Origin of the sequence: Sphaerisporangium viridialbum, assembly GCF_049674955.1 — a bacterium.
GTDB classification, from domain to species: Bacteria; Actinomycetota; Actinomycetes; order Streptosporangiales; family Streptosporangiaceae; genus Sphaerisporangium; species Sphaerisporangium viridialbum.
In genome coordinates, this window is record NZ_CP187232.1 from 693724 (window position 1) to 720016 (window position 26293).

Below are 26293 nucleotides of genomic sequence, written 5' to 3' on the forward strand. Positions count from 1 at the left end.
TCTCAGCCGTGGCCTACGACGCGAGCTTCCGGCGCTCCGCCTCTTCGAGCCGGGCGATCAGCTGGGGCTGCTCGGCGAGCACGGCATTGAGCAAGGTGACGAGCTGGGCTCTTCGAGCGTTCCAGCCGGAGGCCCACTGGTCGGCCGAGGGCCCCTGCCAGGTATGGTCGCCGAACAACGGGGGCACGGTGCCGAGCGCCCGGAGGATGTCGTTCACCACCTTGGCGGCCGCGATCATGTCCGCCTGGCACTGCGCGGCCTCGGATGGTGCCATGCGAACTCCTCTCCGGCTCGACGGCGCCGCTCTACGGCTGACACCGCCTGTAAACCTAAGCGAAGCGCGTATCGGCTCACCAGGCTTCCGGGTTGTGAAAATCGGAATTACCACTCGACACACGTTCGTTGCGGTTCTCGTGGGTTCCGGCGTCTGCCACTATGCCGCGATATATGCCGTGAAAACGGCACTCGACGCTGACCAGCGGAAATGGATAACGGACGGTTCCGTCTCCGGTATACCGCCCATCGCGAAAGTGCACGCCCGGGATTTCCCGCTCGCTATGGGCAGCAGCGCGTTCCACCGGACAGCGGCCGCGACGGTCAGTGGACGATGGCGAGCATGACGTCGGAGGCGCTGGGGCGGTTCTCCGGGCGCTTTTCGAGGCATCTTCCGACCACCTGGGCCAGCGGGTCCGGCAGCGCGGACAGATCAGGCTGTTTGGTGAAGATGCGGTTGAACACGGCCGCGATGTTGTCCTCTCCGAAGGCCGGACGGCCCGTCGCGGCGAAGATCATCGTCGCGGCCCAGCTGAACACGTCGGACTCCGGTCCGACGCGCTCTCCCGAGACCTGCTCGGGGGACATGTAGGCGGGGGTGCCCAGCACGCCGCTGGAGGTCGCGGTGGCGTTGTCGAGCACGCGGGCGATGCCGAAGTCCACCACTCGGGGTCCGTCGGCGCCGATCAGGACGTTGCTCGGCTTGAAGTCGCGGTGCACGATCCCGGCGCGGTGGATCGCGGCGAGGGCCCCGACCGTTCCGAGCGCGAGCCGTACCAGTCCGTCGTGGCCGCGCGGCCCGCGCTCCCGTACGAGCTGTTCGAGCGACGAGCCCTCGACGTACTCGCTCACGATGAAGAGTCGCTCATCGGCGATGTCGGCGTCGATCACCCGGGCGGTGGAGAACGGCGCTACCCGCCTGGCCGCCTCGACCTCGCGCAGGAACCGCTGCTGGGCGCCGGTCTCCGAGGCCAGCCGAGCGTGCAGCACCTTGATCGCGACTCGCGTGCCGTCGGGCGTCTCGCCCAGGTAGACCGCGCCCTGACCGCCCTGTCCGAGGCTCCCGATCAGCCGGTAGCGCCCGATGTGATCGGATTCCCCGGCGGGCAGCGGTCCAGGTGCCTGGGTGGGAAGCGTCGAGGCGCCGTGCACGCCGCCCGGCATGCTTCCCGAGGCTGAGCCGGGGGCCGTCGCCTGGCTGGATACGGGAGGGTTCGTGGTGATCGGGTTCGGCACCTGGCGGTGATCCTGCGTAGGGCGCTGCTGGTACCGCTCCTGATCCTGCGGCGAGGGCTGACCGGGCCGGTCCTGGGGCGTGCGCGGGCCGTGCTGGTCCTGGGGCGAGCGCCGGCCGTATTGATCCTGCGGCGGGCGAGGCTGTATCGGAGGCTGCGGTGCCGGGTGCGGATGCCGCTGCGGAGCCGCGCCGGGCCTCGGCTGGTTCGGAACCCCGCTCGGCCGCTGCTGGCTCGGTGCCGTACCGGGACGCTGCTGGTTCGGCGCGGTGCCGGGGCGGTGCTGGCCAGGGGCCGTACCAGGGTGCTGCTGGTTCGCGTACGGGCGCGGTGGCTGGTGAGGCGGATACGGTGCCGGCGGGTACGACGCCGGGTGGTAGGCGTGCGGCGGGGGCGGCGGGAAGGCGCCGTGACCGTGAGCGTTCGGTGCGAAGATCGCCGAGCGGATGGCCAGGGAGTGGATGAGCCCGCCGATCCAGTTCGTGAACAGCCCGAGGACGATGAGGATGCTGGCCCAGTCCGGGAAGGTCGACGAGTCGTTGTAGGCGAAAATGATCACGCAGAGCACGAAGAGGCTGAGGAAGTACAGCAGCGCGGCGACCGCGACCATCGGCGCGCGCTTGCGGTAGGCCGCGTAACCGATGGTGAACGGCGTGGCGAGCCCGCAGGTGAACAACGGAGCCAGTGCCCAGACGATGCTGATCGCGGTCGTGGACTGGGAGGGCCTGGCTAGCTGCATATCGCGAAGAATACGGAGATAGCCGGTGTTACGCATGTTTTTGCTGGCACGGTGACTTCGCCGAGACCGCCGGCCGGGCCAGGATTCAAGGTCGTGTCCCATGACCGAGAACCGCCTGCCGCGGTCGGTCTTCCTGGCCGCATCTCACTCCGGGATTTTCGGACAGGTCCCGGCCAGAGACAGCCCGTGCCGGCAGGTGTTCCTGGCTGGAGATCCCCGCAGTGGCCGGAGTTCAAGGCTCCCAGGACCCGACCGTCGGCAGCAGCCGTGAGAGGTCGGGTCCACGACTCGGGGTCAAGGGCTTGAGGGCCGCAGGTCCTGAGGTCGAGGCTTGGTCTCAGGGGAGGTAGATGGTGAGTTCCACCAGGTCGGCGGTGAGGTGGGGAGGGAGGTCCACGGCGATCGACACGTCCTCGGCGGAGATGAAGCCTCCGACGTCCGCCCTGGCCTGGACCACGCGTTGCGCCAGCTCGGTGGTCATCCCCGGCAGGCTCGCGATCACCTCGGCGGGTGCGTGGTTGACGTCCACCAGGCCTCCGTCGTCGTACTGGCGTGGGAGGTCGGGGCGGCCGATGCGCAGCTCGCGGGCCAGCGCGGGGTCGCGTTCGACCAGGTCGCGTGCCTGCTGTCTGAGCTCGCGACGATGCTGGGCGAAGGCCACGGCATGGTCGTTGGGCGATTCCGAGTTGTCGAAGACCCGTTTGCGGATGATCAGCGACTGGATCGTCCCCCCGAGCCAGCTACCGCCCGAGCCGAGGAGCGACAGAATCGTCAGCCACTCGGGCGAGGGGCCGGGGCCGTCCGTCACGACGGCCACCACGAGAGCGATCATGCCGATGGCGTAGATCGCCGCCGACAGGCCGAGCATCGTGCTCCGGAGTTTCGCCGCCGCGTACCCGATGGTGAAAGGCGTCGCGACCCCGCACGAGAGGAGTGGCGCGAGAGCCCAGAGGACGCTCGCCGCGCTGGTGCCGTTCGGCGGCTGAGGCGGAGGAATGTGCGGCGGGAACGGCGGCTGGGGGAGGTGCCCGTTGGGGTCACCTGGCCGGCGCGGTTCGTACGGCCCGGGAGCCGGCCGGTTGTACGGCGCGAGACCGTGCCGGCCGGGATGCGGGGGAAGGAACGGCCCATTGCCCTGCCCGGGGTCCGGCGGCGCGTAAGGGGGACGGCCCTGCTCCGGGCCGGGCCGTCCGTATGGAGAACGTCCTTGACCGGCCCCCGGCCGCCCGTACGGCGAACGATCGGACCCGGTGCCGCGCTGACCGTACGACGGGTCGCCTGACCCGGTGCCGCGCTGGCCGTGGGACGAGCTCCCCGGCGCGGGGTCACGTTGGTCCTGCGGCGAGCGGCCTGGCTCGGGACCGCTCCGTGAGGGACGGTCCTGCTGCGGGCCGAGGCTCGGGCGGGATGACGGCCCGGCCCCCGCCTGGTCGGGATGGGGGTTCGGGTACGGGGCGTGTCCCTGGTCCTGGTGGGATCCTGCCTGAGGGCTCGGGGTGGGGCCCGGCAACGGCCGGCCGGGTTGGCGGGGCCGTGGAGCGGTCGGACCGTTCGGATCACCGGGCTCAGGGGGAGGGCCTCCCGGCGGCCCCGATCCCGGGCCCCCGTGGCCGTTGGTCGGGTGCATAACGCGAAGAATACGGCCTTCCCTTGCCTCCCGCATCGGCCAGAGGGACCACATGTCATGCCGGATAAGTCCCCCAAAATCGTGATGATTCTGGAAAACCGGGAGACGACGGAGCCCCACGCATTCACGAGGACGCCCATGTAGGCCATGATGTTGAACCGTGGCACCTATACCAGGAGAAGGGCTTGCGAAGGGTCTGGCCGTCACCTTTCGCCACATGCTGAGCAGGGCGGACACCCAGCAATACCCGGAGGTTCGCCCCGATCTGCCCCCTCGCAGTCGCGGCGTCATCGCCCTGGTCGAAGAGAACTGCACGGTTTGCATGCTGTGCGCCAGGGAGTGTCCCGACTGGTGCATCTACATCGACTCCCACAAGGAGACGGCACCGGCCCCCGAGGGCGGGCGTCCGCGCGCCCACAATGTGCTCGACCGGTTCGCGATCGACTTCTCGCTGTGCATGTACTGCGGCATATGCATCGAGGTGTGCCCGTTCGACGCGCTCTTCTGGTCGCCGGAGTTCGAGTACGCCGAGTACGACATCCGCAACCTCCTGCACGAGAAGGACAAGCTCGGCGAATGGGTGCAGACGATCCCCATTCCGCCTCCACACGAGCCGAACGCCGAGCCGCCCAAGGAGGTCGCCGCCGCCTCCCGCGGCGCCGCCCGTCCCACCCGCGACCGCCCGGACCCCGAACGCGTCGCGACCAAGCCCACCCGCCCCGCCACCTCTGGAGGTCCGGACACGGCTGCCTCTGGAGGTCCGGACGCTGCCGAGTCCGAACGTCCGGAGACGCTCCAGCGAGGCGGTGCGGCGGCCGTCCAGCCGTCTACGGCGCAGCCGGACCGGCCGACGACGGCAGAGACCGGTGACGCGGGCCCCCCGCCCGCCGACCACCCCGGCACGGCACAGGCCCAGCCAGGTCAGAGCGGTGATGCGGCGCCGGACCGTGCGAAGCGGGCACCTGGCACACCTGGCGGTGGCCCGTCAGCTCCACGCCGTGGCGCCCTCGGAGGCCACGCCGCCGTGCGCGCGATCCGGCCCCCCGGCGCGCTGCCGAAGAAGCCGGCCCCAACCGAGCCCTCCTCGCCCCCACGGGCTGAGGAGTCCCCCGGCTCGGCCAAGGAATCGGGGACGGGGGAGGAGCCGCCGGAGTCGTCCGGGGCGGTGGAGGAGTCGTGATATCGGTGGCGCCGGGCTTCTGGCCGCCTACGGCGCAGGAGGAGTCGTGACGTCCGTGGCACCGGGCTTCTGGCCGCCCACCGCGCAGGAGGTCGTCTTCCTGCTGCTCGGTGTGGTGGCGGCGGGGACGGCGCTGCTGGTCGTCACGACCCGGCAGATCGTGCACGCGGCCCTGTGGCTGGTCGTCTCGTTCGGCGCGCTCGCCGGGTGCTACCTGGTGCTCACCGCCGAGTTCGTGGCCTGGGTCCAGGTACTGATCTACGTAGGGGCGGTCGTGGTGCTGCTGCTCTTCGGCATCATGCTGACCCGCGCGCCCATCGGCCCGTCCACCGACCTGAACTCGGGCAACAAGGTCGCCGCCCTGGTGGTCTCGGTGGCGACGGCGGCCGTACTCGTCACCACCGTGGTCGAGGGCTTCCACACCGCCTACGCCCAGTTGGAGCCGGGTGGTGGCGCCGCCGCGTCGCTCGGGGCGAGCATCTTCAGGAACTGGGTGCTGCCCTTCGAAGCGCTCTCGGTGCTGCTGCTCGCCGCGCTGATCGGCGCGATCGTGCTCTCCCGTACCGACATCGGCGGAAAGGACTGACGTGCACGTCGTCTATCCCGCCGTGCTCGCCGCGCTGCTGTTCTCGATCGGCGTGTACGGCGTGCTCGCCAGGCGTAACACGATCCTCGTTCTGATGTCGGTGGAGTTGATGCTCAACGCGGTCAACCTGAACCTCGTCGCCTTCGACGTATGGCTCAGGGACGCGCTCCACGGGGGCCAGGTGCTGACCCTGTTCGTCATCGTGATCGCCGCCGCGGAGCTCGGGCTGGGCCTGGCGATCGTCCTCGCGGTGTTCCGCAACCGGCGGACCGTCGAGATCGACCATGTCCGCGACCTCGCCGAACCCGGCGATCCGGCGACGGGCGATCCCGCGACAGGCGATCCCGCTGAGGGCGGAGCCGTACCGGTGAGGGACGGTGCGCCATGATCGGGGTGGCCGGCGCCGTCGTTCTGCTGCCGTTCCTGGCGGCGGTGGCGGGGCTGCTCGGAACGCGGCGGCTCTGGGGTGGTGGCCCGCCCGGTTCGATCGAGCCCGCCGTCTACAGGAGGGCGGCGTGGATCGCCGTCCTGCCCACCGCGATCTCCACCGCGCTGGCGATCTGGCTTCTGGCGTACCTCTGGGCGGGCGACGCCCTGCCTCGCGGCGCGGCGTCCTACGGAGAAGGCCCGGCGCTCTTGAGTGACGGGCTTCCCGGTGCCGTCCAGGGCACGCTCTCGGTGATCGACACGGGAGCGATCCCCATCACGGCCGGGCTCAGGGTGGACGGCCTGGCCGCCCTCATCGCCGTCCTGGTGACCGTGGTGGCGCTGGCCGTGCAGGTGTACTCGATCGGATACATGCGCCACGAGCCGCGCTACCCCTCCTTCAGCGCCTTCATCAGCCTGTTCACCAGCGCGATGCTGCTCGTCGTCTACGCCGGCGACCTGCTGGTCCTGTACGTGGGCTGGGAGATCATGGGGCTGTGCTCGTACCTCCTGATCGGCCACTGGTGGGAGGACCGGGCGAACTCGCGGGCGGCGGTGAAGGCGTTCCTCGTCACGCGCATCGGCGACGTCGGGTTCCTGTTCGGCATCTTCACACTCGGCGTCGCCGCCGGCAGCTTCCGGATCGACGACGTGATCGCGAAAGTACCCGACATGTCCACCGGCACGCTGGTGACCGCGACGATGCTGCTCCTCCTCGGAGTCGCGGGCAAGAGCGCCCAGGCGCCGCTGCACACCTGGCTGCCGGACGCGATGGCCGGTCCCACGCCGATCAGCGCGCTCATCCACGCCGCCACCATGGTCGCGGCCGGCATCTTCGTCGTCGCGCGGCTCTACCCGGCCTTCCTGGGCGCCCGGCCCACACTCGACCTGCTCGCCGTGCTGGCGTCCGCCGGGATGCTCGGCGCCGCGCTGGCGGCCCTGGCCCAGGACGACCTGAAACGGGTGCTCGCGTACTCGACGATCAGCCAGCTCGCGTACATGGCCGGGGCTCTGGCCGCCGGTTCCGACCAGGCGGCGATCTTCCACCTGGTCACGCACGGGGCGTTCAAGGCGCTGCTGTTCCTCTGCGCGGGAGCGGTGATCCACGCCGTCGGCTCGAATCTCATGAGCGACATGGGCGGCCTCCGGCGTTCCATGACGGTGACCTTCCCCGCCATGACCATCGGGTTCGCGGCTCTGATGGGACTGCCCCCCGCCAGCGGGTTCTTCAGCAAGGACGCAGTGCTGGCCGCCATCGAGCACGCGGCGGCCGAGGGAGCGCCGCTGACCGACGCCGCCGCCTGGCTGCTGTACGGCTGCGCGCTGCTGACCGTGGCCGTGACCGGCGCGTACGCGACCCGCGCCTGGTTGCGCACCTTCTTCGGCCGGAGCCGCGTCGAGAGTGTCGCGCTACCCGAGCCGGAGCCGGGGGTCGCGCACGTCTGGGACGGTCGTGAGGCTCCGGCGTCGATGCTGTGGCCGATCGGCGTGCTGGCCGTTCCCGCGCTGCTGCTCGGGTTCGCCGGGGTGGGCCTGGTCGACTGGTCGTCCGCGGTGATCAGCCTGCTCGTCGCGCTGCTCGGCGCGGGTGCCGTCTACGCGGCCTGGCGCGCCGATCCGGCGACCGATCCCGCCCGCCTGCTGGGGCCGCTGCGGGTGCCGTGTGAGCGGGCGTTCTACGTGGACTCGGTGTACCACCGGGTCTTCGTCATCCCTGTCCTGTGGCTGGCCCGCCTGGTGGCCCGTACGGATGACACGGTCGTGGACGGCGCGGTACGCGGGTCCGGCGGCGTCGCGGTCGGCGCTTCGGGGCTTCTGCGGCGGCTGCAGACGGGCAACGCCCAGCTCTACCTGACGGGCGTCCTCGCCGGCGTGCTGATCATCGCGGTCGGGGCGGTGGTGCTCGGATGAGCGTGATCCTCGTCGGACTCCTGGCCGTCCCCCTCGCCGGTGCGGCCCTCCTCATGCTGCTCACCCGGCCCGCGCGGCCTCCCGCTTCTCCCGAGGCCGCCCGGCTTTCCGGGGCGTTCTTGCGGTGGTACGGGCCTGTGGTGTCCGGGGTCACGCTGGTGCTGGCCCTCGTGATGGCCGTGTCGTTCGACTACGGGCGGGCCGCGCGGCCACAGTTCGAGATCGACCGGGCGTGGATCCCCGGCCTGGACCTCCGGTTCCACCTGGGAGTGGACGGGATATCGCTCCCGCTCGTGGTGCTCACCGCGCTGCTGACCTTCCTCTGCTTCCTCTACCTCGTACGGCACCAGCCGGAAGGCGGCAGGTCCCACGCGCTGGCGTTCACCCTGCTGGTGCTCGAAGTCGGCATGATCGGGACGTTCCTCGCGCTCGACCTGCTGCTGTTCTTCGTCTTCTTCGAGATCGTGCTGATCCCGATGTACTTCGTGATCGCGGTCTGGGGCGGCAAAGAGCGCAGGGCGGCGGCGGTCAAGTTCATTCTGTACACGCTGCTCGGCTCGGCCGTACTGCTCCTCGGACTGCTCCTGATCTGGGCCCACACCGGCACGCTGGACATGGTCAGGCTGGCGGGCGCGCACGGCGCCGGCATACCGAGGGCGGCGCAGATCCTCGCATTCCTCGCGGTGGGCGTGGGCCTGGCCGTCAAGGCGCCGATGTGGCCGCTGCACACCTGGCTCCCCGCCGCCCACACCGAGGCTCCGACGGTCGGATCGGTGCTGCTCGCGGGCGTGCTGCTCAAGATGGGAACGTACGGGTTCGCGCGCATCGCGATCCCCGTCCTTCCCGAGGGGGCCGCGGTGCTCGCCCCCTGGCTCGGGGCCTTCGCCGTCGTCGGCATCGTGTACGGCTCGCTGGCGTGCCTGGCGCAGCGCGACCTCAAGCGCATGATCGCCTACTCGTCCGTCGGCCACATGGGGTTCGTGCTGCTGGGCCTGGCGACGCTGACGCCTGTCGGGATGAATGCCGCTTTATTCGGAAATGTCGCCCACGGTCTGATCACCGGTCTGCTGTTCTTCATCGCCGGGGCGATCAAGGAGCGGTACGGCACGGCGGAGATGTCCCGCCTGGGAGGCGGCATGCTCGCCCGACTGCCCTACCTCGGGTCGCTCCTGACGTTCGCCTGCGTCGCCTCGCTGGGACTGCCCGGACTCGCGGGGTTCTGGGGGGAGATGCTCGCGCTGCTCGGCGCCTTCCACCCGGCTCCCGGCCTGTCCCGTCCGCTCTTCCTGGTCTTCATGGCCATCGGCGGCGTCGGCACCGTGCTCACCGCCGCGTACTTCCTCCGCATGCTCTCCCGCGTCACCCACGGCAGGCCCGACGAACCCGCCCGTCCGGCCGTGGGCCCGCCGGAGGAGCCGCTCGTCGAGACCGCCGAGTCCGCCCACCCCCTGCGGCTGCGGGATGTGACGCCGTACGAGCTGGCCGCCTGGACCCCCTTGATCGTCCTCACGGTGGCGCTGGGGCTCTGGCCGAAGGCGCTCCTCGTCGTGACAGATCCGGCCGTCCGGGCCTTCCTGGGAGCGCCATGACGCAGTCCATCGACTACGCGGCGATCGCGCCACCGCTGATCCTGGCGGTGGTGGCCGGGCTGGTGCTCCTGCTCGACGCGTTCCTGCCGCGCACGCCGCGCACCCTCCCCACGCTGGGCCTGGTCACGCTGGCCGGCGTGCTGGCCGCGCTGGCGACCGTCCTGGCGCAGGCCGTCCAGGGCGCCCGGCCGCGTACGTTCTGCGTTCCCGCCGTCTCCGCCGGTGGGCAGCCGTCGTGCTCGTTCGTCGTCGACGACCTGACCCTCGTCTTCGGCGCCGTCGTGCTGGCGACCGCCGTGGTGGTGGTCCTCCTGTCGTGGACGCAGCTCGCCGAAGGCGGCATCCCCGCGGGTGAGTGGTACTTCCTGCTGCTGTGCACGCTGACCGGCGCCGTCACGCTCCCCGCGTCCCGCGACCTGATCATGCTGGTCGTCGCGCTGGAGCTCGTCTCACTTCCGGTCTTCGCCCTGACGGCCCTGAAGCGGTACGACGCGCGTGGGTCCGAGGCGGCGCTGAAGCTGTTCCTCGTCTCGGTCATCTCCACGGCGGTCATGCTCTTCGGCGTCTCGCTCCTGTACGGCCTGACCGGTTCGGTCCATCTCGACCGCATAGCCGCCGGGCTCAGCGGCTCGCCCCCCGTGGTGCAGGCTGGAGACGTGCCGGCCGGTGTGCCCAGCGGGGTGCTCACGGTCGCCGTCGTGCTCGTGCTCGCCGGGTTCGCGTTCAAGGTCGCCGCCGTCCCCTTCCACTTCTGGGCCGGAGACGTCTACCAGGGCGCGCCCGTCCCGGTCGCGGCGCTGCTGTCCGTGATCTCCAAGGCCGCGGGGTTCGCCGGTCTGATCGTCGTGCTGACGATCGCGCTGGCGGGCCAGGCGCGGCTCTGGGCGCCGATCGTGGCGGTACTCGCCGCGCTGACCATGACCGTCGGCAACCTGCTGGCCCTGCGGCAACGCCATGCCGTACGGCTGCTGGCGTGGTCGTCGGTCGCGCAGTCCGGGTACATCCTCGCGCCGCTCGGCGTGGCGGGGAGGTCGGCCGCCTCGGCCTCCATCGCGTACCTGGCGATCTACGCGGCGATGAACGCCGGTGCCTTCGCCGTCGTGATGCTGGTGAGCCGTACCAGGCAGCGCAACGAGCTGGACGACTATCGGGGGCTGGCGTTCCGTAGCCCCGCCGCGGCGCTCGCGCTCGCGTTCTTCCTGATCTGCCTGGCCGGGCTGCCTCCGGGACTCGCCGGGCTGTTCGCCAAGATCGTCGTGTTCCGGGAGATCGTCCACGGTGGCGTGGGCTGGCTGGCCGTGGTCATGGCGGTCAACACGGTCATCGGGCTCTACTACTACATCGCCTGGACCGCCCGCCTGTTCGCCCCCGAGCCGGTCCCCGAGCCGGGGCGGCGTACCCCTGTGCGGCCCGTGACGATCGCCGTCGCGGTGGCGCTCCTCGTTTCCCTGGCGTTCTCCGTCGCGCCGCAGCTGGTTCTGTCCGCCGTCGGCTGACGTGCGCCCCACCCCTAGCCTGACCAGGGATGGGAACGTTTGAGCAGGCCGCGAACGTTGCCAGGGAAGAGCGCAGCATCCGAGAGGGGGAAGCGTGCACAACAACGGCCTGCGTACCGCCGTCCTTCTGGGCGCCCTGTCCGCGTTGATCCTGACGGCGGGGGCGTGGCTGGGAGGCGGCCGCGGTGTGCAGCTGGCCGTCCTCATCGCTCTGCTGACCAACGGCATCGCCTACTTCTTCTCCGACCGCATCGCCCTGTCAGCCATGCGGGCGCGGCCGGTCAGCGAGGTCGAGCAGCCCGCGTTGTACCGCATCGTCCGAGAGCTCTCGACGGACGCGCGCCAGCCGATGCCGCGGCTCTACATCTCTCCCACCATGCAGCCCAACGCCTTCGCCACCGGGCGCAACCCGCGCAGGGCGTCGATCTGCGTCACGTACGGCATCCTGCAGATGCTGAACGAGCGCGAGCTCAGAGGAGTGATCGCCCACGAGCTGTCGCACGTCTACAACCGCGACATCCTGATCTCCTCGGTCGCGGCGGCGCTCGCCACGATCATCACGTATTGCAGCTACATCGCCGTCTTCTTCGGCGGCTCCGACGACGACGAGGGGCCCGGCTACATCGGCGCCCTGCTGATGATGATACTCGGGCCGGTCGCCGCCGGCATGATCCAGATGGCGATCTCCCGGTCCAGGGAGTTCCACGCCGACGAGTCGGGCGCCATGCTCACCGGTGACCCGCTGGGGCTCGCCTCGGCGCTGCGCAAGATCGAGCTGGGGACGCGCAGGCTCCCGCTCCCCGAGGAGAGCCGCCTGACCTCGGCGTCCCACCTGATGATCGCCAATCCCTTTCGCGGAGCGGGCGTCGGAAGGCTCTTCTCGACCCACCCCTCCACGGCCGCCCGCGTCGCCCGCCTCGAAAGCATGGCCGGCTACCGCCGCTGACCCATCGTCTTGAGGGGGTGTCCATGAGAGCGGCGTATTTCCACCCTTATTAAATAAGGGTGGTAAAAGTCGCCCTTTGCTAGGGTCTTTCGGGGGTCATGGTCGAAAGCACCGTGCGGGCTGGGGGAGATCTTGTGGGACTGATCGACAAACTCCGAGGCGAGTTCATCGACATCGTCGAATGGCTCGACGACAGCCGCGACACGATCGTCTGGCGCTTCCCACGGTACGACAACGAGATCAAGATGGGCGCCCGCCTCGTCGTGCGGGAATCGCAGACCGCGGTCTTCGTCAACGAGGGTCAGATCGCCGACGTCTTCTCTCCAGGCACGTACACGCTCGAGACCCAGAACCTGCCGCTCCTGTCGACCCTGAAGGGCTGGAAGTACGGCTTCCATTCCCCGTTCAAGGCGGAGGTCTACTTCGTCAGCACCCGGCAGTTCACCGACATGAAGTGGGGAACCCAGAATCCCGTCATCGTCAGGGACGCCGAGTTCGGCATGGTCCGGCTGCGCGCGTTCGGCGCCTTCACCGCCCGCGTCGTCGACGCGCCCAAGCTGCTCAAGGAGCTGGTCGGCACCGACCCGCAGTTCCGTACCGACGAGGTGCGCGACTACCTGCGACAGATGATCGTCGGCCGTCTGGGCACCGCCCTGGCCACCGCGCAGGTGCCCATGCTCGACCTGGCGGCCCACCAGGACGCCATGGGGGTGCGCCTGGCGGGCGTACTCAGCGAGGACCTTTCCTCGGTCGGGATCGACATCCCCACGTTCATCATCGAGAACATCTCCGTCCCGCCTGAGGTGGAACAGGCGCTCGACAAGCGCACCCAGATGGGCATCGTGGGAGACCTCCAGCAGTACACCCGGTTCCAGGCGGCCAACGCGCTGGAAGACGCCGCGAACAACCCCGGCGGGGGAGCCGGCGAAGGCCTCGGTCTCGGGATGGGCATCGCGGCCGGGCAGCAGCTCGCGGCCGGCCTCGGACAGGCATCGCCCCAGCCGACGTCCGCGACGGTGACGCAGGGGGCGCAGGCCGGCTCAGCGGGGCCGCCCCCGCTGCCGGTGCGGGACCAGTGGTACCTCGGGATAGGCGGTCAGCAACAGGGCCCCTTCGACCTGGCAGCGTTGGTCGCGCAGGTCCGTAGCGGCGCCCTCACCGCGACCACGCTGGTGTGGAAGGCGGGAATGCCCCAATGGGCCCCCGCACAGCAGGTGCCGGAGATCGCCCACCTGCTCACAGGCACCCCGCCGCCGCTCCCACAGCCCTGACTCCCGTTCTTCCCCCGACGGCCGAGGGCACCGCGCCGAGAACCGAGAAGAGAGCCCGCGCATGACTGATCAGACGGCGGCGGCCGGGTCGCCTTCCTCGTATGCGTGCGCGGGATGCGGCGCCCGTGTCGAGTACGTCCCCGGGACGACCGTCCTGCGCTGCCCGTACTGCGGGCACCAGCGGCAACTCGCCGCGGCGGGCAGACAGGTCCGGGAGCATCCATACGCCGAGCTGGCGGGGCTACTGCCCAGAAAGCCGCTGGCCGGCGTGGACGGCCATGTCCTGGGCTGCGAGAGATGCGGAGCGCGGACTCAGAGCAGTGCTCTGTCGGAGATGTGCCAGTTCTGCGGGGCCCCGCTGGTCGCCGACGTCAACGCGGGCGACCAGATCGCGCCCGAGGCGGTGCTGCCGTTCGAGCTGGATCATGACGGTGTACGGACAGCTCTGCGCCGCTGGGTGTCGTCGCGATGGTTCGCCCCGACGAGCCTGAAGAGGGTGACGGAGGCGGAGTCGCTCAAGGGCACCTACCTGCCGCACTGGACCTTCGACGCCAGGACGGTCTCGGACTACGACGGCCGGCGCGGGGACCACTACTGGGAGACCGAGACCTACACCGAGACCGTGAACGGTGAGCAACAGACCCGGACACGGCAGGTCAGGAAGACCCGCTGGCGTTCCGCCAGTGGCACCGTGTGGCGCGACTTCGACGACGTCCTGGTCGCCGCCACCCGGCACCTGGCGGAAGCACAGCTGGGCAAGCTGGAGCCATGGCCGCTGGAGCACGTGGTGCCGTACCAGCCGGACTACCTGGCCGGATACCAGACCCTGCGCTACGACACCGAGCCGGACGCGGGGCTCGCCACGGCGAAGACCGTGATGGCCGAGGTGATCGAGCAGGACTGCCGCCACGACATAGGAGGTGATGAGCAGCGGGTCACCTCGGTCGACACCCGCTACTCCGACATCACCTTCAAACTGGTTCTGCTTCCGGTGTGGATCGCCTGCTACCTGCACGGCGGGCGGACCTGGCAGGTGCTCATCAACGGTCGTACCGGCGAGGTCATCGGGCAGAGACCGTACAGCGCCATCAAGATCGCCATGGCGGTCGCCGTCGCGACGGCGGTGCTGGCGGTCGCCATCCTGCTGATCGTGCAATCCCGCGCAAGCTGACCCACCGTCCCCGCGAAGCCCGGTCGCGGTTCAGGAGCGGTGGTTGACCGGGTCGGTCTCGTCGGCGGTCAGCCCCGGGAGGCCGTCGATGCTCTGCCTGTTGTTCTTGGCGCGGTAGGCGCGCTTCTGCTGGACGTCCTTGCGCTGCGCCCACTCGTCGAGCAGCGAGCGGTCCTCGTCGTACGTCATGAACGGCACGGAGTAGCCGCACGAGTCGGAGATGCGGTCGCACTCCACGACGATCACGGATCGCACGCCCGGGTGCGGGCCGAAGAGCTTGACGAGATCGTCGAAGTCGTCGTCGTGCGGGGTGACGACCCGGCCACGCCCGTACAGGCGCACGATGTTGGGCGGGCCGGCGAACGCGGCGAACATGATGGTCACGCGGCCGTTGTCGCGGATGTGGGCGATGGTCTCCACACCGCTGCCGTCGAGGTCGAGGTAGGCGACCGTGGTGTCGTCCAGTACGGCGAACGTGTCGGCGTACCCCTTGGGGGAGACGTTGACGTGCCCGCCGTGCTCTGGAGCCGTCGCGACGAAGTAGACCGGCTGCTTGGAGATGAACGCGCGCAGCCGGTCGTTCAACTTCTCATGGACCTTGCCCATTTTCCCTCCTAGCCCCGCTATATGGGACTTTACTCGGAGGGCTTTCTGAGCCAAGCGGAGGGCTTTCCGAGCCGCTGGTCACTCTCCGGGCAGCCACCAGCTCCACAGGCCGCTCCGTACCTTGAACGAGTCGACCTTGGCGAGGTCACCCGTGGACGGGTCCACGGTGCTGATCGTCGCCCGCGTGATCGTACCGTCGCCCGTGGTCCGCAGGTGCCAGAGCGCCAGCTTGCCGGAGTCATCCCAGGAGATCCGGTACGCGCTTTCCTTCGAGCTGATCCCGAGATCGATGGCCGGAGAGACCGAGTCCGTCGACAGGTCGTACTGCCTCAGACGGGGCTTGCCGGAGGTCGGGGTGATCACGACGCCGACGGTCACTCCGTCGTCCGCCAGCGCGACCGGCGAGTTGTTCGACACGACCTGCGGCACCTCGCGGCTCTCCCCCCGCTCGCCGTCGGTGTCGTAGACCACGAACTCGGTCGTGTTGTCGCCGGTGTACCGGGACACGAGGATCCGACGGCCATCGGGGCTGAAGCCCTGCACGCTGTCCCCGCCGGGCAGCTTCGCGACGTCGCCGCTTCCGAGGTGGACGGCGAGTGTGGGCCGCTCGCCGGAGTCGTCGGCGTAGTCGAGGACCACCACGTCACCGCTGGGGGACAGGGTGGGGTCGACGTCGGTCATGCCGAGGCCCTTGGGGACCTTCGCGGTCGTGCCGGGCAGGCTGCGCACCTTGCCGCTCAGCATGTCCTTCCAGACCAGCTTGCGGTCGGACTTGCGGAAGTACACGACCCGCGTACCGTCCCCGCTGACCGCGATCGGCGCGATGTTCTCCTTGTCGACCTTGCCCTTGGCGTCCCTCGGCGAGACGGTGGCATCGGCGAGCTTGACGGTCTTCCCGCTTCGAAGGGTCAACTCCCAGGTGCCACACGGTACGAGGTAATCCTTCTTCGGGCATCCGTTCAACGAGGCATAACGTACCGCTTTAGTACTATTTATGGTGCTTTTGGCGGAGGTGGCTCCCGTTTGCGCCTCCGCCGGGCTCGCTATGGTGGCCGCGGCGGCCATCGCGAGGAGGGTGAGCATGCGCGCGTGCTTCATGGCGCGATCCTTTCGTCACTTTCAATAGATGCCATGAACGCGTGAAAGGTTGAGTCACGATTCGGCGTCACCGCCCCGCCCGTTCGTACGACCGAAGCGGGCAGAATTCATGGCAGACGCCGACGGTGAAAGGGATGCCTGCCGGGCCTTCGGCGTCTACCGTCACGGTATGGGGCACTCCTCCTTCACCATCAGACTGAACGACGTCCAGACCGAGGCTCTGATGCGCCAGGCGCACCTTGAGGGGCGCAGGGTCGAGGACATCATTCGCAGCGCGGTGCAACGGCACATAGAAGCCAGGCAGGCGGCCATCACGCTCATGTCCCGCTGGTGCCTGGACCGCGAGGACCTCGAGGCCGCGGCCGTCGCGCTCGACGTCGCACCCCTGACCGACGAAGAGTGGTCGCAGGCCAACCGCCCGCCCATGACCCGGACCCGGGTGTCATGATCCCTGGACGCGTTCTCGACGTCAGCGCGCTGGTGGACATCGCGGTCGCCAAGACGCGCTACTCGCGCCATGTCGTGGCGATGTGCCTCTACCGGGGAGGCGGCCTGTGCGTGCCGTCGACCGCGCTGGCCGCCGTGTACTCCATCGCGCCGCTCGACACCCAGGCCGAGCTGTTCGATCTGATCATGGGGCCTGGAGTCACCATCGACGACCTGACGGCGGGCAAGGCGCCCGACATCGGCGAGCTGCTGGACGGCGCCAACGACGTGGTCGCCGGCCACGTGGTCTGGTGCGCCCGCAACACCCACTGGCCCATCCTCACCGACCGAGGCGACCAGCTAACCCTCCTCGACCCCCGAATAATGATCGACCCAATCCCCTGACCCGGGATTCTCCATGGTTTTTGCGGAGGGCGGTCGATATCATATGCACAATTGCTGGTGCAATATCGGAGCCCCCGGGCTCTTGAGCTTGTCGCGTTGAAACCGTCGCGCAGCAGGGAGTGCCGTGAAGATGCGCCGGCCAGGCCGTCTCTCCGTGCGCCAGCGCGTCAATGTGGCGCTTTTCGGCGTTGTCACCACGGCGGCGACGCTGGCGGCGTCGGCGACCGGCCTTTATCTCCCCGGTGACGACCCCAGTACGACCCAACTCGTCCTCGCCGCCCTCGCGTCGACGCTGACCGGGGGACTCGCCGCCACCCAGGCATATCGCGAGGCGCGGGGCAAGACGGAATCCCGGCAGATGGCGCAGCTCACCAAGGAGGAGGAAGGAGGCGGCCGGGTCTTCCCGCTGCCTCCCGACGTGAAGGACTTCACCGGCAGGGAGGACGTGATAGTCCGCCTGAAGGGATTACTCCGCGAAGGCAGGCGCCGCAGGGGAACAGCGGTCGTCATTTCCGCGATCGCCGGCCAGGGAGGCGTGGGGAAAACCACGCTCGCCATTCATCTGGCCCATACCATGCGTGAGGAATTTCCCGACGGCTACCTCTATGTGAACCTCCGCGGCGTGGAGGACCAGGTGCTCGACCCGGCCGAGGTCGCCGCCGGATTTCTGCGCGACCTCGGGGTCGCGGGCGCGGCGATCCCGGACGACACCGCCGAGCGCATCCGCATGTACCGCGACCGCCTGCACGGCAGGCGGATGCTGATCCTGCTCGACAACGCGGCCGAGGAGGCGCAGGTCCGTCCGCTCCTGCCGGGCGAGTCCACCTGTTCCGTGCTCATCACGAGCCGGCGCGACCTCAGGGCGCTCGAATCGGCGACCACCGTCCGGCTGGACGTACTGGACGAGCCGCAGTCTCTCGACCTGCTGCGCCGCATCGTCGGGGCGGAGCGCGTGGACGCGGAGCCGGACGCGGCCCGCACTCTGGTGCGATTGTGCGGCCACCTGCCGCTGGCCATCCGCATCATCGGCGCGCGACTCGCCGGGCGGAGCCATACGAAGCTCGCCTCGTTCGCGGTCAGGCTGTCCGACGAGCACCGCCTGCTCGACGAGATGCGCGTGGGAGACCTTGAGGTCCGCTCCAGCTTCGAGCTCAGCCACCAGGGGTTGCCCGAGAAGCAACAGCGGGTGTTCGAGCTGCTGTCGCTCCTCCAGGTGCCCGACTTTCCTGCCTGGGTCGCGGGCCCGCTCGCCGGCGTCTCCCCGCGAGAGGCGGAGGAACTGGTCGATAGGCTGGTCGACCGCAACCTGCTGGAGACCATCGGCCGCGAGGGTGACCTCGACGCCCGCTACCGCTTCCACGACCTTCTGCGGCTCTTCGGCAGGGAGAAACTCGCCGAGTCGACGCCGCAGGCGGCCCAGAAGGAGGCGCTGGCGCGGCTGCTCGACGTCTACGCCAACTACGCCGTACGTGCCGACCAGGGGCTCTCGCCGTCATCGGCGAACGCGGAGAGGGCCGACGACGGTTCGGCCGGTGAGTGGAGCGCGGAGGCGGTGGGTGTGGCCGGCCACCTCGCGAACGACTCGGCCGCCTGGCTCACCGGCGAGGAGGCGAGCCTCGTCGTGCTCGTGACCCAGGCGCACGCCAGCGAGCTCTGGCGGCAGACCCATGCCCTGGCCGAGCCGCTCTGCGACTTCTTCGACCGCCTCTCGCTCTGGGGGCCGTGGGTCGAGAGCTACACCCGGGCGGTGGAGGCCGCCCAGCGCAGCGGAGACCGCCGCGCCGAGGGATACCTGCGGCGCGGCCTGGGCGTCGCCGCGTGGGAACAACTCGATCTCGACACGGCCGACCGCCACTATGCCGAGGCGCTTCGCATATTCCACGCCATCGACCAGCGGCGCGGCATCGCGGACGTCCTTTTCATGGCGGGCAACCTTCAGCGCTACCAAGGACGTTACGGCGAGGGAGAGGCTTCGCTGGAGAGCTCGCTGGCCTCTTTCCGCGAACTCGGGCTGCCACTCCAGGAATCCATGAACCTGCACAGCCTGGCGTACCTGCGGCGCGACCAGCTTCGCCTGGAGGAGGCGGAAACCCTCTACACCACGTGCCTGGAGCGGTTTCGCGCCGCGGGCGAGCGCTATTGGGAGGCGCACTCCCTGCACGGGCTCGGCGACGTGTTGATGGACCTCGGCCGCGCGGAGGAATCGGCCGCGTGCTTCAGCGCGTGCGACGAGATCTACCGCGACGTGCGGCACGCGTTCGGCGTCGCGCACACGCTGCACAGCCAGGCACAGCTCGCCATCGCCCTCGGCGAATACAAGGACGCCGCTCGCAAGCTGGAGCTGTGCGTCCCGCTGTTCGACCGCTATGGATACCGTCTGGGCAGCGCCCAGGCGGTCTACCACCTGGGCGAGATGCATCGGAAAAGGGGCAAGCCTCGGGCGGCCCGAGACCGTTATCGCGAATGCCTCCCCGAAATCCGCAAAACCCGGCACCCGTTGTCCGAAGCACGCGTGCTGCGCAGCCTTTCCTTCGTCGAACACGACCTGCGCGAGCAGGAGGAAGCCGAGCGGCACAACGCCGAGGCCGAGGCCATCTTCCAGCGGATCGCGCTTCCGCCTCGCCCGCTGGCGTGACGGCGGCTGATTCATATCCCCCGCGTCTCTGGAGTGCCGCATTGACCGAGAAGGCTTCCCCGATCCTGGTGACCACGGAGCACGTACCCCACCTGGAGATCGTCAAGGTGCTCGGCATCGTCATGGGCGTGACCGTACGGACGCGCAACCTCGGCGCGCAGATGGCGGCCGGCCTGCGGACCATCGTCGGCGGGGAGATGACAGCGGTCGTGGACTCCCTGACGGCCAGCAGGGAACTCGCCATGGACCGGCTGGCGGCGAACGCCGGCCTCCTGGGCGCGGACGCGGTGATCGGCGTACGGCTCGTCACCTCGGAACTGGGCGACATCTGGACCGAGTTCTGCGCCTACGGCACCGCCGTCCAGCTCAACAAGACCCTGCCGTGAACTCACCCGCCGAGGGTGATGCGCGGGGGTGCGCGGCGGTTTCATATGCCACGGCCGGCCCATGGGTTGAGCAGGTGCGGGACGAGCGCCAGCCCCAGTGCCCAGGTCGGCAGCACCAGTACCGTGCCCAGGATGAGCGGCGGTGCCCCCCACTGGTAGAGCCGCACGGTGTCCGTCGCGACCAGCAACTGACCGTACGCGAGGACGAGCGTGAGGACGAGCATCGGCAGGATCGAGGCGTCGCCGGCGAACAGGCCCGCCACGCACACGCCCCACGGCGTCACCATGAACAGCGGGTCCAGCCACCGCCGGTGGTGTGCGACGAGCCCCGCCACCAGCGGCTTGTCCAGCAGATCGTCATCGCCGAGCAGATCGGACGTACGCCGGGCGGTCACCCGCAGCACGACGGGCAGGATGAGCCCGGCCAGCGGCAGCGGTGACCAGGCGAAACACGCCGCGAAGATCGGACCCGTCTCCTTGACGCCCCCGCACACCACCGCCAACGCGCAGGCAAGGAGCGGTTGCCCATGCTGGAGTGCGATCGCGGAGGCCAGCGCCCACGCCATCGAAGATCCGTCCACGAGCACGCCCCACCGCAGGTTGATCCGCCACAGCCCCGGCAACCCGACGACCAGCAGCCCGCCGAGGGCACACCGGACGGGATCGTCCACCCAGTGCGAGAGCCATACCGCGGTCAGCGCCGGCAACGCCGCGACGTGTACGGCCGTCCAGCACCGCCACCTCGCGATGCTGTCCCGGCACACCGCCGGAGCAAGCCACCGCAGTCTGAACGGCATGGACACCGGGATCCCGGCACCCATGGCCAGATATCGCATTCCATCCGGCGACACGGTCAACGGCCCCACCAGAAGCCGCCACCCCACCATGCCCCCCGAAACCCCCAGAACAACCAGAGGCCCCCACAAAGCCGCAGCCATCTCCGCACCCACACCGGAATCCTCTACCGCCGCTCCCCGCGGCACCAGACAGAGAACTCTGTCGCTCACCTGCGGAAGCGGGGGTCAAGCCGTGTAGGAAGTAAAGCGAGCGAGTGGGCACGTTCCCGGGTGGTCCATTCGATCATGGGCTCCAGGGCCACCGAGCACCTCAAGGGCAACCTGGGCGCCGTCGACGTCACGCTGCCCGGGTACGAGCGTCCGCCCCCGCTCGCTCGCTCACCCGCTAGCGGTAGTTCGTGAATCGAAAGCGGTCGGGTGGCGACCTGCGGAGATTCCGCGATCATGGCTCTGAGCTGCTGCTCTGCCTCTCGTCACCTGCCGTCGTTTCGGGCTGTTTCTCAGTGCGGTGTGCCCTCGTTGTGCCCTGGGTCTCCTCGCTTGTGCCCTGGTCGGGAACCGCTGGAGGCGGCGGCGGTAGGGGAGGCCGCGCCACGAACTGGGAGAGTGCCTGTGCCCCTCCGACGATTCGCCAGCGGGTCATGTTGATGAAATTCAACCGGGCCGCTTCGATCACTTCTCGTGCCCGAGCCATGCCTCCGCCGAGCGGAGTTCTCCCGTTTCGATCCTCCGCTTGGTCACCCAGAACGTCTCACGTCAGCGTAGATGCAGGACCGATTCGGCGATGCTCCAACCGCTGGCGATGACTTGCTGCGCCGCCGCCAGGGTGACCGTTCCCCTGCAGATCGCGCTGTGCAGGCGGCTCTCGACCGCGTCCTTGGGGTTGTTGGGGCCGGCGCCGGTCTTCTGGCCGGGTGATGGCGATTCGACCCACAGGTAGTACGGGTCGTTGGTGTCCCCGCCGAGCTGCAGGCGGATGAGGTGGTGGTACTCGGCATCGTGCAACGATCCGGTGTCCGTAGGACTTGGCGTTGGCGGTCTTCTCCCGGTAGGTGATTTTCACCGGGGGGCGAATGCCGCTGGTGTACCCGCCGCTGCGGCAAATCGTCGTCTTCAACGCGCCAACGCCGAACCGGCGTTGGGTGGCCGACCTGACGTACGTGCGGACTGTGTCCAGTGGGTGTACACGGCATTCGTGATGGATTTATACTCGCGGATGGTTGTTTCGGATAAATGGCCAGGTAACCGACTGTGCGGGACGACGGCAGGGCGGACCTGGGAGGTGGCGTGCTGGTCAGCGACGTCATGACGGCGTTCCCCGCCTACGTACGGCTCGGCGCGACCATCCGGCGGGCGGCTGAGATGGTCAGCGTGTCGGAGGTCGGCCAGCTGATGGTCCTGGACCACGACGGCCGGTTCGTCGGGTCGCTGTCCGAGGAGGACCTGGTGCGGGCCATGCTGCCCGGCTTCGACGACGTGACCGCCGCCGGCGGCACGCTCGCCGACGCGTTTCAGATTTTCCTGGAGCGGGGCCGCGCCCTCGCCGACCGCGTCATCGACCCCCTCGTCGTGCGCGACGCGGCGACGGTCCGATCGATCGACGAACTCGCCCGGGCGGCGATCGTGATGCTCGAGCGCGGGATCCGAAGGCTTCCCGTGGTCGACGACGGGACTCTCGTGGGCACGCTGTCCCGGGCCGATCTGTGCCGTGCGGTGATCTACCATTCCTGATCTCCGGCTGGTTCTCACCGATCGGCACACCCGAGAGACCAGCGAGCGGGTGTGCGCGCTGCCGGCCACTCTCGGCCGGGACAGCGGTGCGGCGGCGGTGGTGCTGGACGACGGCGCCGTCTCCCGGCGCCACGCGCGGCTGGAGATCGCCGACAACCATCTGGTGCTCACCGATCTCGGCAGCTCCAACGGAACCTACGTGAACGACGCGCGGGTGACGCGCCGGGTGCTCGTCCCCGGGGATCGAATGCGCATCGGCCGATATGAGCTGACGTGGACGTTCTTCGACCCGGAGGCGACGGCGCTCGTCGATCCGGGCCAGCTGACCATGCTGCGGCCGGTTGCGCCGCCACGTATCGCCGCACGACGCGTGGTGGAGGCCGCCGAGGCGCACAACCGGCGGGTCGGGCACGAACTCGACGGATTCCTTTCGCTCGCGCATGGATATCTGCCGGCCGAGCCGCCGCTGCTGGCCTTCCCGGAATCGCACCGAGCCTGGGACGAGATGACCGACCAGCTCCCGGACCTGTTTCGTCGGCTGTCGCTGCGCCGGGCGTTCGATGCGATGCCGGTGCTCGACGCCCGGCCCGAGGCGTTGCCCGACCGATACCTGTTGCGCGCCTCGACTCTGCTCGGCGTTTTCGCCCACGCCTATCAGTACATGGCGATCGATCCGCCGACCGCTTTGCCCGAGTCGCTGCTGCGACCGTGGACCACGGTCTCGCGCCGGCTGGGCAAGAAGATCCCGGCCGTCTCCTACATCGATCTGTTCTTCTACAACTGGCGGCTGCGCGATCCCGCCGGGCCGCGGGCGCTGGACAACATGGACCTGCTCGTGCCGACCTGGAACAACGCGGCGGAGCGGGTGTTCTACCTGGCCACCACCGAATTCGCGATGGGGCTCACGCCCGTGCTGGGCGCCATGCTGGATGCTCAGGAGGCCGTCGTCGCGGACGATCCGGCCGCCTTGGAGAGCGCGCTACTGGTGATCCTCGACCGGCTGCAGCACGTCACCCAGGCCATTTATCCGCATATCGATCCCAACCCCCGCGCCCGGCATCCGCTGGATCAGGTGCTGTGGGCCAAGACGGTCGGCACCGCGGGCGTCCCGATCTTCGACGGCGCACCCAGCCCGAGCGGCACCGCGCAACCGCAGATCCACGCACTGGACGCGTTTCTCGAGCGCCGCAACTACAGCTCGCTGGTCGGGCAACAGAGCGTCTACCTCGCCGGATTTTTCCCGCGGCACTGGCAGGAGCTGGTGGCCGCGTTGCCTGAGGTGTCGGTGCGCCAGTACGTCGAGGACACCCGCAACAGCACCTTGCGCGGCATCTACAACGCCATGCTCGACGCCTATGTGGGCGACCGCGGCTGGATGGGCCTGCACCGCATCAAGGCGTACGGCTTTCTGGAGGTGGCGTTCAAGGTCGGCCGGCAGGTGACGACCGGCGCCCGGTTCACCGGACTGTTCAAGGACCGGACCTGGGACAAGGTGGACGACCAGCTGGCCGTCGTCCGCGACGAGCGCCGCCCGCCTGTGGGTCCGCCGGTGGTGTTCGGGACCGCCCGCCGGGGCCGTGTCGTCACCGGAGAGTCCGGTGCCTGGACCTGCTATCTGGAGATCGACGTCACCGGGCAGGGCGTGCACCACTTGCCCGGTGACCGGGTTGGCGTGCTGGCCGAGAACGACGACGAATTGGTGCGCCGCACCGTCGCCGCCCTGCAGGCGACCGGCGACGAGCTGGTGCGGCTCACCCCGAAGTGGCGAGCGGCGGTGGCCTGCCGGGCAGGTTACGGCGAGGTCGACGTGCTGCCGCTGCGGACATTGCTGCGCTTCGCCCGGCTCCGGCCGATCGGACGGGACGTGGCGAAACGGCTGGCGAAACTGACGGCCGTGGGCCCGTGGCAGCGCGTGGTGGACGCCCGCATGGAGGACCAGTGGGAGCTGTGGGACGTCCTGAACCTGTTGTACGCGGGCGGATATGACGTCACCCGGCTGTGGAAGGCGGATCCACGCGAGGACGACGCCTTCTGCGCGGTGATTGCGCCCGAGCCGTTCCGGCTGTATTCGATCGCCTCGGCGCCGCCGCCCGGCCAACCGGCCACCACGCTGCAACTGGTGGTCGCCGGCCTCCACTACACTTCCGCCCGGACGCCGTGGTCGTACCCGCGGGAACGGCAAGGCACGGCATCGCATTTCCTGCGCCGGGCGAGCGTCGAGGGTCGGCACCGGCTGTCGCTGCAGATCGTCCCCACGCCCCGGTTCCGGCTGCCGGCCGACCCTGCCCGGCCCGTCGTCATGTTCGCGGCCGGTTCCGGGATCGCCCCGTTCCTGGGGTTCGTCGCCGCGCGCACCGGGTCGGGCGAGAATCGGCTCTATCTGGGGATCCGGACGCCGGAGGAATTCGTCGAGCACACGGACTTGGACGCGGCGGCGGCCGCGGGCCGGCTGAAACTCTCCGTCGCGTTCTCTCGCGCCGATGCCGCGATCGGATTCGACGGCCGGCGCCACGTCGTCCAAGCCGGACAGCGGCGCCGGGTGGACGACGTGATCCGCGCCGAGGCAGACGCACTGTGGGAGCTGTTGCGCTCCACTGACGACGGCGGCCGCGGCGCATTCGCCTACGTGTGCGGCAGCGCACGGTTCGCCGTCTCCGTACTCCAGGCGTTGACCGACATCGTGCCCGGCGACGGCCGCGAATTCCTCCGCCAACTGGTGGCCGACGGACGTCTGGGCACGGACGTCTTCACCACCTATCTGGGCCACGCGCAGCAGGGTCCCCGCTTCGAGGTGTCGGATCTGGCGCAGCACAACATCTCCGACGCGGGCTACTGGATGGCGATCGGCGGAGCGGTGTTCGACGTCAGCGAATTCCTGCACCTGCACATCGGCGGACCGCACATCATCCGCAATCACGTCGGGCTCGACGCGACCGCGGCGTATCGAAAAGTGCTGCACCACGCGCACGCCGAGATCGATGCCCAACTCGCGATGTACCAGATCGGCCATCTGCGCCGGCTGCAGTTCGGCGCCCGGTGGGGCGTGGTGCTCACCGAGGACGGTCTGCACGCGCTGAAGCTGGAAGAACTGTTCCGGACCTGGGTACGGTTCGTGTACCTGCTGGTCGGCATGGAAAATGCGTTGACCGCCGACTACGGATTCACCACGTCGGTCACCACCTTGGGCGAAGATCCCCGGGAGCTGACGCCCTTCAAGGCGCAGTACGTCCTCGAGGCGCACCGGCGGTTCCTGGTCAGTTATCTGGACGGGCTGGTGCACGAGGACCTGCGCACCCTGTGGCAACTCACCGTCGGCTTCTGCGACCCACACCTGGACATCCGGTCCTTCGACACCGATCTCGCCGCCATGTCCGCGCGGTCGGATGCCGGGCTGGTCCGGCATTCCGTATCCGCCGTTATGGAGCTACTGCTCGCCGGGGACGACTTCCGGCGGGTCACGGCGCTGTGCCGCATCTACGCGCACGTGGACGTCCAACTGCTGCGCGACCTGAAAACCGCTGTGCTGGAAGGAATCCGGGCGTTCGAGATCCACGAGGCCGACGTCGTCGAGCAGGCGGGAGCCACGCTGCTGAACGCGGCACGCGAGGCGCTCGTTGCGGTCTCCGCCTACTACCAGCGCCTCGCCGAGCAGACCCGCGGCCAGGGCATCACCGCCGACGGTGCCGTCGAGGAGGCGATCCCGGCCGACCGGGGCCTGCCCGGCCACGGCGGTCCACTACCGCTTCCCGACTGACCGTC

The 26293-nt window shown here is 69.4% G+C and carries 22 protein-coding genes; 15 read left to right on the forward strand and 7 right to left on the reverse strand.

Going from position 1 to position 26293, the window contains the following annotated elements; all coding sequences use genetic code 11:
• Positions 1-13: 13 nt before the first annotated feature.
• The 3 genes from ACOZ38_RS03230 to ACOZ38_RS03240 form a co-directional block, all read right to left on the reverse strand.
• Complete coding sequence (locus ACOZ38_RS03230) at positions 14-274, reverse strand: hypothetical protein (protein ID WP_424528722.1); 261 nt, start codon at positions 272-274, stop codon at positions 14-16.
• Positions 275-597: 323 nt separating this feature from the next.
• Positions 598-2247, reverse strand: coding sequence for a protein kinase domain-containing protein (locus ACOZ38_RS03235; protein WP_424528723.1), 1650 nt, complete (start codon positions 2245-2247; stop codon positions 598-600).
• A 337-nt stretch (positions 2248-2584) separates the two neighbouring features.
• Positions 2585-3115 (reverse strand): ComEA family DNA-binding protein, encoded by a 531-nt coding sequence (locus tag ACOZ38_RS03240; protein WP_424528724.1) that lies wholly within the window; start codon positions 3113-3115, stop codon positions 2585-2587.
• Between the two features lie 976 nt (positions 3116-4091).
• On the opposite strand from ACOZ38_RS03240, the gene ACOZ38_RS03245 reads away from it, so the two are divergent.
• From ACOZ38_RS03245 to ACOZ38_RS03285, 9 genes are all read left to right on the forward strand, one after another.
• On the forward strand, positions 4092-5054 hold the full coding sequence (locus tag ACOZ38_RS03245; RefSeq protein ID WP_424528725.1) for a 4Fe-4S binding protein: 963 nt from the start codon (positions 4092-4094) through the stop codon (positions 5052-5054).
• A 55-nt stretch (positions 5055-5109) separates the two neighbouring features.
• Complete coding sequence (locus ACOZ38_RS03250; RefSeq protein WP_405152218.1) at positions 5110-5640, forward strand: NADH-quinone oxidoreductase subunit J family protein; 531 nt, start codon at positions 5110-5112, stop codon at positions 5638-5640.
• 1 nt (position 5641) lies between these two features.
• Positions 5642-6028, forward strand: a complete 387-nt coding sequence (gene nuoK, locus ACOZ38_RS03255) for an NADH-quinone oxidoreductase subunit NuoK (protein ID WP_405143812.1) — start codon at positions 5642-5644, stop codon at positions 6026-6028.
• Positions 6025-7977, forward strand: a complete 1953-nt coding sequence (locus ACOZ38_RS03260) for an NADH-quinone oxidoreductase subunit L (RefSeq protein ID WP_424528726.1) — start codon at positions 6025-6027, stop codon at positions 7975-7977. The genes nuoK and ACOZ38_RS03260 overlap by 4 nt, the downstream gene beginning before the upstream one ends.
• Positions 7974-9566, forward strand: coding sequence for a complex I subunit 4 family protein (locus tag ACOZ38_RS03265; protein WP_424528727.1), 1593 nt, complete (start codon positions 7974-7976; stop codon positions 9564-9566). Before ACOZ38_RS03260 ends, ACOZ38_RS03265 begins: the two co-directional genes overlap by 4 nt.
• On the forward strand, positions 9563-11062 hold the full coding sequence (locus ACOZ38_RS03270) for an NADH-quinone oxidoreductase subunit N (protein WP_424528728.1): 1500 nt from the start codon (positions 9563-9565) through the stop codon (positions 11060-11062). The genes ACOZ38_RS03265 and ACOZ38_RS03270 overlap by 4 nt, the downstream gene beginning before the upstream one ends.
• Before the next feature lie 94 nt (positions 11063-11156).
• Complete coding sequence (gene htpX, locus ACOZ38_RS03275) at positions 11157-12008, forward strand: zinc metalloprotease HtpX (RefSeq protein WP_405143817.1); 852 nt, start codon at positions 11157-11159, stop codon at positions 12006-12008.
• Between the two features lie 134 nt (positions 12009-12142).
• On the forward strand, positions 12143-13279 hold the full coding sequence (locus tag ACOZ38_RS03280) for an SPFH domain-containing protein (protein ID WP_424528729.1): 1137 nt from the start codon (positions 12143-12145) through the stop codon (positions 13277-13279).
• Positions 13280-13340: 61 nt separating this feature from the next.
• A complete protein-coding gene (locus tag ACOZ38_RS03285) occupies positions 13341-14450 on the forward strand; it encodes a hypothetical protein (RefSeq protein WP_424528730.1) in 1110 nt (369 codons plus the stop codon).
• Between the two features lie 30 nt (positions 14451-14480).
• Here ACOZ38_RS03285 and ACOZ38_RS03290 read toward each other — a convergent pair whose 3' ends face one another.
• Complete coding sequence (locus ACOZ38_RS03290; protein ID WP_424528731.1) at positions 14481-15056, reverse strand: pyridoxamine 5'-phosphate oxidase family protein; 576 nt, start codon at positions 15054-15056, stop codon at positions 14481-14483.
• Positions 15057-15134: 78 nt separating this feature from the next.
• A complete protein-coding gene (locus tag ACOZ38_RS03295) occupies positions 15135-15968 on the reverse strand; it encodes a hypothetical protein (protein WP_424528732.1) in 834 nt (277 codons plus the stop codon).
• Between the two features lie 355 nt (positions 15969-16323).
• Here ACOZ38_RS03295 and ACOZ38_RS03300 point away from each other — a divergent pair, with 355 nt between their 5' ends.
• From ACOZ38_RS03300 to ACOZ38_RS03315, 4 genes are all read left to right on the forward strand, one after another.
• Complete coding sequence (locus ACOZ38_RS03300; RefSeq protein WP_405143823.1) at positions 16324-16602, forward strand: hypothetical protein; 279 nt, start codon at positions 16324-16326, stop codon at positions 16600-16602.
• Positions 16599-16985, forward strand: a complete 387-nt coding sequence (locus ACOZ38_RS03305; protein ID WP_344934913.1) for a hypothetical protein — start codon at positions 16599-16601, stop codon at positions 16983-16985. Before ACOZ38_RS03300 ends, ACOZ38_RS03305 begins: the two co-directional genes overlap by 4 nt.
• 130 nt (positions 16986-17115) lie before the next feature.
• Positions 17116-19620 carry an ATP-binding protein gene (locus ACOZ38_RS03310; RefSeq protein WP_424536952.1) on the forward strand — a complete coding sequence of 835 codons (2505 nt, stop codon included), beginning with the start codon at positions 17116-17118 and terminating at the stop codon, positions 19618-19620.
• 41 nt (positions 19621-19661) lie between these two features.
• Positions 19662-20006, forward strand: coding sequence for a YbjQ family protein (locus ACOZ38_RS03315; protein ID WP_424528733.1), 345 nt, complete (start codon positions 19662-19664; stop codon positions 20004-20006).
• 41 nt (positions 20007-20047) lie between these two features.
• Here the strand turns inward: ACOZ38_RS03315 and ACOZ38_RS03320 are convergent, their stop codons facing one another.
• Both ACOZ38_RS03320 and ACOZ38_RS03325 read right to left on the reverse strand, forming a co-directional pair.
• Positions 20048-20803, reverse strand: coding sequence for a hypothetical protein (locus ACOZ38_RS03320; protein ID WP_424528734.1), 756 nt, complete (start codon positions 20801-20803; stop codon positions 20048-20050).
• Between the two features lie 756 nt (positions 20804-21559).
• On the reverse strand, positions 21560-21808 hold the full coding sequence (locus ACOZ38_RS03325; protein ID WP_424528735.1) for a hypothetical protein: 249 nt from the start codon (positions 21806-21808) through the stop codon (positions 21560-21562).
• A 282-nt stretch (positions 21809-22090) separates the two neighbouring features.
• Here ACOZ38_RS03325 and ACOZ38_RS03330 point away from each other — a divergent pair, with 282 nt between their 5' ends.
• Together ACOZ38_RS03330 and ACOZ38_RS03335 are read left to right on the forward strand one after the other, a co-directional pair.
• A complete protein-coding gene (locus ACOZ38_RS03330; RefSeq protein WP_424528736.1) occupies positions 22091-22534 on the forward strand; it encodes an HPP family protein in 444 nt (147 codons plus the stop codon).
• 49 nt (positions 22535-22583) lie between these two features.
• Positions 22584-26288, forward strand: coding sequence for an FHA domain-containing protein (locus ACOZ38_RS03335; protein WP_424528737.1), 3705 nt, complete (start codon positions 22584-22586; stop codon positions 26286-26288).
• Positions 26289-26293 lie beyond the last annotated feature (5 nt).

Coding starts and splice junctions, on each gene's coding strand:
- ACOZ38_RS03290 (WP_424528731.1), bottom strand. CDS start 15,056: ATGGGCAAGGTCCATGAGAAGTTGAACGACCGGCTGCGCGCGTTCATC.
- ACOZ38_RS03285 (WP_424528730.1), top strand. CDS start 13,341: ATGACTGATCAGACGGCGGCGGCCGGGTCGCCTTCCTCGTATGCGTGC.
- ACOZ38_RS03270 (WP_424528728.1), top strand. CDS start 9,563: ATGACGCAGTCCATCGACTACGCGGCGATCGCGCCACCGCTGATCCTG.
- ACOZ38_RS03235 (WP_424528723.1), bottom strand. CDS start 2,247: ATGCAGCTAGCCAGGCCCTCCCAGTCCACGACCGCGATCAGCATCGTC.
- ACOZ38_RS03240 (WP_424528724.1), bottom strand. CDS start 3,115: ATGCTCGGCCTGTCGGCGGCGATCTACGCCATCGGCATGATCGCTCTC.
- ACOZ38_RS03320 (WP_424528734.1), bottom strand. CDS start 20,803: ATGCCGTTCAGACTGCGGTGGCTTGCTCCGGCGGTGTGCCGGGACAGC.
- ACOZ38_RS03245 (WP_424528725.1), top strand. CDS start 4,092: ATGCTGAGCAGGGCGGACACCCAGCAATACCCGGAGGTTCGCCCCGAT.
- ACOZ38_RS03260 (WP_424528726.1), top strand. CDS start 6,025: ATGATCGGGGTGGCCGGCGCCGTCGTTCTGCTGCCGTTCCTGGCGGCG.
- ACOZ38_RS03310 (WP_424536952.1), top strand. CDS start 17,116: ATGCGCCGGCCAGGCCGTCTCTCCGTGCGCCAGCGCGTCAATGTGGCG.
- ACOZ38_RS03230 (WP_424528722.1), bottom strand. CDS start 274: ATGGCACCATCCGAGGCCGCGCAGTGCCAGGCGGACATGATCGCGGCC.
- ACOZ38_RS03305 (WP_344934913.1), top strand. CDS start 16,599: ATGATCCCTGGACGCGTTCTCGACGTCAGCGCGCTGGTGGACATCGCG.
- ACOZ38_RS03265 (WP_424528727.1), top strand. CDS start 7,974: ATGAGCGTGATCCTCGTCGGACTCCTGGCCGTCCCCCTCGCCGGTGCG.
- ACOZ38_RS03300 (WP_405143823.1), top strand. CDS start 16,324: ATGGGGCACTCCTCCTTCACCATCAGACTGAACGACGTCCAGACCGAG.